We start from the raw sequence: 5,044 nt of genomic DNA, 5'->3' as shown, positions 1-5,044 counted from the left end.
CTGCCGCCCAGGCCCGGGCAGGCGCCGGCCGCCGCCGCTGACGGCGGCACCGCCAGCGCGCGGCCGGGCGTCGCCAGCCGCCTGTGGGAGCGGACCAGGCGCGGCTTCGCCGAGGGCAACGTGCCGGTGAAGATCGGTGTGCTGGTGCTGCTGGCGGGCGTGGCCGCGCTGCTGAAGTACGCCAGCGACCGCGGGCTGCTGGCCCTGCCGGTCGAACTGCGCCCGGCGGGCGTGGCCGCGGCGGCGGTGGGCGCGCTGGTGGTCGCCTGGCACCGGCGCGGACGGCACCGCGCGTTCGCCCTCAGCGTGCAGGGCGGCGCCATCGGCGTGCTGCTGCTGACCGTGTTCGCCGCCTTCAAGCTGTACGGCCTGCTGCCGGCGGGCGCGGCATTCGCGCTGAGCGTGCTGCTGGTGGCCGGCACCGGCCTGCTGGCGGTGCTGCAGGATGCGCGCGCGCTGGCGGTGCTGGCACTGCTGGCCGGCTTCCTGGCGCCGCTGTGGCTGTCCACCGGCAGCGGCAACCACGTGGCGCTGTTCTCGTACTACGCCCTGCTCGATGCCGCCATCGTCGCCATTGCCCGCCACCGCGCCTGGCGCGAACTCAACCTGCTGGGCTTCGCGTTCACCTTCGGCATCGGCGCCGCCTGGGGCGCGTGGGCGTACAGGCCCGGGCACTACGCCAGCACGCAGCCGTTCCTGGTCCTGTTCTTCCTGTTCTACCTGGCGGTGCCGGTGCTGCTCGCCGGCCACCGTGCGCGGCCACGCCAGGGCTTCGTGGACGGCACCCTGGTGTTCGGCACACCGCTGGTGGCCTTCGCCCTGCAGGCGGGGCTGATGCAGGGCCGGCGTATGCCCCGGGCGCTGTGCGCCCTGGGGCTGGCTGCGCTCTACGCGGTGCTGGCGCGCGTGCTGGTCCGGCGCGAGGGCTTCGGCCTGCTCGGCCAGGCCCATGCGGTGCTGGCGGTGGGCTTCGCCACCCTGGCGGTGCCGCTGGCGCTGTCGGCGCACGCCACCGCCAGCGTGTTCGCGCTGGAGGGCGCGGGCCTGGTGTGGCTGGGCCTGCGCCAGCAGCGCCGCCTGCCGGTGGCCTCCGGCGCCGTGCTGCAGCTGCTGGCCGGCGTGGCGGTGCTGCTGGGCAGCCGCACGGCCGAGGAGCGCCTGCTGCTCAATCCGGGGGCGATGGCCGGGCTGCTGCTGGCCGTGGGCGGCCTGGCCAGCGCCTGGGCCGCGCGGGCGCAGGGGCGCGCCTGGGCGTTTCCGTTCCACCTCTGGGGCCTGCTGTGGTGGACCGGCACCGCGGTGGCCGAGGTGTTCCGCTTCCTGGCGCCGGCCGACCGTCCGGACGCGCTGCTGGCCTTCGCCGCGCTGACCGGCTGGCTGGCCGCCGAAGCCTGGCGCCGCCGGGGCTGGGGCGTGTCGGCGGCGACCGCGGTGGCGGCGCTGGCGGCGGCGCTGCCGCTGGCCTGCTGGCAGGCCGCGGTGCACCTGCATCCCTTTGCCGGGCACGGCGCGCCGGCGTGGCTGGCCTTCGCCGTGCTGGGCCTGCGCGGCTTGAGGTGCCTGCGTGGCGGGGACGCGGCCGGGCCGGCGCAGCTGGCGTGGTGGCCGGCCTGGGCGCTGGCCCTGGCGCTGGCCGGTACCCGGCTGGGCGGCGAGGCGGGGCTGGCCCAGGGCTGGAGGCTGGCGCTGCTGGCGCTGCCCTGGCTGGCGCTGCTGGCCGCCGCGCTGTGGCGCTGGCCGTGGCTGGCCCTTCCGTCCGGCCTGGCCGCCGCTTCGCCGTGGCGGTGTCGCCTGCAGGGCCTGGTGCTGCTGGTGCTGGCCTGCGGCTGGCTGCCGGCCCTGGCGATGCCGGCTTCCGCCGCGCCGCTGCCGTGGCTGCCGCTGCTCAATCCGGCCGGGCTGGCGCAGCTGGCGGCCGTGGGCCTGGCCGCGGCCTGGCTGGGCTCGGCACAGGCGCCGGAGGGGCTGCGCCGGGCCCGTGGCGCGGTGCTGGGCGCGGCCGTGTTCCTGCTGGCCAGCGCCGCCACGCTGCGCGGCGTGCACCACTGGGGCGGGGTGGCCTGGGGACCGCGGCTGCCGTTGAGCGGGCTGGCCCAGACCAGCCTGACCGTGGTGTGGAGCGTGCTGGGCGTGCTGGGCTGGGTCGCCGGCTCGCGCCGCGGCCTGCGCACGCTGTGGCTGGCCGGCGCGGTGCTGATGGGCGTGGTGCTGCTGAAGCTGGTGCTGGTGGACCGCCAGCATCTGGGCAATCTGCCGGGTATCGTCTCGTTCATCGCCTACGGCGTGCTGTGCACGATCGTGGGCTACCTGGCGCCGGCTCCGCCGCGCCGGGCCGCAAGCACAGAGGAGGAGGCACGACACGCATGAGGAGGTTCCGCTGGCTCTGTCTGGCCCTGCTGCCGGTACTGGCCGTGGCCGGCAACCGTGACGACTACGCGCGGCAGTGGCCGTTGCAGCTGGCGGAGGAGGGCGCCGGCGCGTACCGGGTGGAGCTGGACGAGGCGGTGTACCGCACCGCGATCGATCCGCGCCTGGGCGACGTGGAGGTGTTCGACGCCGCGGGCGTGGCGCTGCCGGCGGCGGTGACCGTGGCCGCGCCGCCGGCGCGGGCGGAGCCGCGGGTGCAGCCGTTGCCCTGGTTCCCGCTGCCGGCGCCGGTGCCCACCGTGGGCGGGGGCGACCTGCGCCTGGTGGTCGAGCGCGACGACAACGGCAGCGTGCGCCGCATCGAGGCCGACGCCGGGGGCGGCACGGCCGCCGGCGGCGGTGCCGCGCAGTGGCTGGTGGACGCCACCGGGCTGGCGGAGGCGCCGCGCGCGCTGCTGCTGGAGTGGGAGCCGCCGGAGGGGCCGATGCAGGTCGGCTACCGGGTCGAGGGCAGCGACGACCTGCGCCGCTGGCGGACCCTCAACGCCGGCACCACCCTGCTGGACCTGCAGCGCGACGGCCAGCGCCTGCGCGAGGGCCGCATCGCCCTGGACGGCCCGGCGCGCTATCTGCGCCTGGTGCCGCTGCGCGCGGTGCCGGGACCGGTGCTGACCGCGGTGAAGGTGGAGCTGCCGCCGCCGGCGGTGGCGGCGCAGCGGCGCTGGCTGGCGCTGGAGGTGGGACGCCGCGGAGTGGACGAGAACGGCCGCGAGATCTTCGAGTTCGAGCTGCCCGGGCGTTTCCCGGTGGAGCGCGTGGACGTGGAGCTGCCGGGCAACGCCGCGGCGCAGTGGACCCTGCAGAGCCGCGACAGCGACGAGGCCTCCTGGACCTGGCGCGCCGGGCCGTGGATGGCCTACCGGCTGGCCGACGGCGCCCGCTCCGCGCCGCGCCCGCTGGCGGCGGTGGTGCGCGACCGCCACTGGCGGCTGACCGCGGCCTCGCCGGTCGGCGCGGTGGCGCCGGTGCTGCGGCTGGGCTACCGGCCGGAGGAGGTGGTGTTCCTGGCCCAGGGCCGCCCGCCTTACGCCCTGGCCGCCGGCAGCGCCCGCGCCCGCCGCGAGGACGCGCCCATCCCCTCGCTGCTGGATGCGCTGCGCCGCCAGCGCGGCGCGGCCTGGCAGGCCGCGCAGGCGCGGCTGGCCGCCGAGCCACAGGAGCTGGCTGGCGCGGCGGCGCTGCAGCCGCGCCGCGAGATCGACTGGAAGGGCATGCTGCTGTGGGGCCTGCTGATCGGCGGCGCGGTGCTGGTGGCACTGCTGGGCCTGAGCCTGCTGCGGCAGCCGCCGGCGCGCGGCTGAGCGCCGCGTTTGCCGTGCCGGCGCCCAGCCCGGACAATGCGGGCCCCTGCGCCGCGTGCGCCTTCCTTCCCGTCGAACGAGAGCCAAGCGATGACGATCCTGCGGATGACCGACCTGGACCTTGCCGGCAAGCGCGTGCTGATCCGGCAGGACCTCAACGTGCCGATCGAGAACGGCCGCATCACCTCCGAACAGCGCATCACCGCGTCCATCCCGACGCTGAAGCTGGCCCTGGAGAAGGGCGCGGCGGTGATGGTCACCTCGCACCTGGGCCGGCCGAAGGAAGGGCAGTGGAGCGAGGCCGACTCGCTGGCCCCGGTGGCGCGGCGCCTGTCCGAGCTGCTGGGGGTGGAGGTGCCGCTGGTGCGCGACTGGGTGGATGGCGTGGAGGTCAGGCCGGGCCAGATCGTGCTGCTGGAGAACTGCCGCATGAACGTCGGCGAGAAGGCCGACGACGAGGCGCTGGCGAGGAAGTACGCGGCCCTGTGCGACGTGTTCGTGATGGACGCCTTCGGCACCGCGCACCGCGCCCAGGCCTCGACCCACGGCGTGATCCGCTTCGCCCCGGTGGCTGCCGGCGGCCCGCTGCTGATGGCCGAGCTGGACGCGCTGGCCAGGGCCCTGGACAACCCGGCCCGGCCGCTGCTGGCGATCGTGGCCGGCAGCAAGGTCTCGACCAAGCTGGAGCTGCTGACCAACCTGGTGGACAAGGTGGCCCAGCTGATCGTCGGCGGCGGCATCGCCAACCCCTTCATCGCCGCGGCCGGCCACGACGTGGGCAAGTCGCTGTACGAGCCGGACCTGGTGGAGACCGCGAAGAAGATCGCCGCCGACGCCCAGGCGCGCGGCGCGCGGATCCCGCTGCCGGTGGACGTGGTGGTGGCCCCGGCCTTCGCCGCCGATGCCCCGGCCACGGTCAAACCGGTGGACCAGGTCGGCGCCGGGGACATGATCCTGGACATCGGCCCGCAGACCGCCGCGCAGTACGCGGAACTGATCAAGGCCGCCGGTACGGTGGTGTGGAACGGCCCGGTGGGCGTGTTCGAGTTCGATGCCTTCGCCAGGGGCACCGAGACCGTGGCCCGCGCCATCGCCGAGTCCAGGGCCTTCTCCATCGCCGGCGGCGGCGACACCCTGGCGGCGGTGGACAAGTACGGCATCGCCGACGACGTGGGCTACATCTCCACCGGCGGCGGCGCGTTCCTGGAGTTCCTGGAGGGCAAGACCCTGCCGGCGGTGGCCGCGCTGGAAGCCCGCGGCGCCTGAGCGGCGGGGCCGGGCGCCTGCCGGGGGGCGCGCGGCGCCGCGGGCGGCGG

3 protein-coding genes are annotated in these 5,044 nt (G+C 76.5%); all 3 read left to right on the top strand.

The window, feature by feature from the left end; genetic code table 11:
* A partial coding sequence (locus CR938_RS13790; protein WP_162125540.1) for a DUF2339 domain-containing protein occupies positions 1–2,367 on the top strand: 2,367 nt, incomplete at its 5' end.
* Entirely contained in the window at positions 2,364–3,728 is a 1,365-nt protein-coding gene (locus CR938_RS13785) for a DUF3999 domain-containing protein (protein WP_162125539.1), read from the top strand. The genes CR938_RS13790 and CR938_RS13785, both read left to right, overlap by 4 nt.
* A 90-nt stretch (positions 3,729–3,818) precedes the next feature.
* Positions 3,819–4,994: a phosphoglycerate kinase gene (locus CR938_RS13780; protein WP_162125538.1), complete on the top strand. Its 1,176-nt coding sequence runs from the start codon at positions 3,819–3,821 to the stop codon at positions 4,992–4,994.
* The last annotated feature ends 50 nt before the right edge of the window (positions 4,995–5,044 follow it).

This window comes from Pseudoxanthomonas taiwanensis (assembly GCF_010093135.1).
GTDB classification, from domain to species: Bacteria; Pseudomonadota; Gammaproteobacteria; order Xanthomonadales; family Xanthomonadaceae; genus Pseudoxanthomonas; species Pseudoxanthomonas taiwanensis.
Note: the sequence above shows the minus strand (reverse complement) of the source record. Positions and strands in the feature narration are given on the sequence as shown.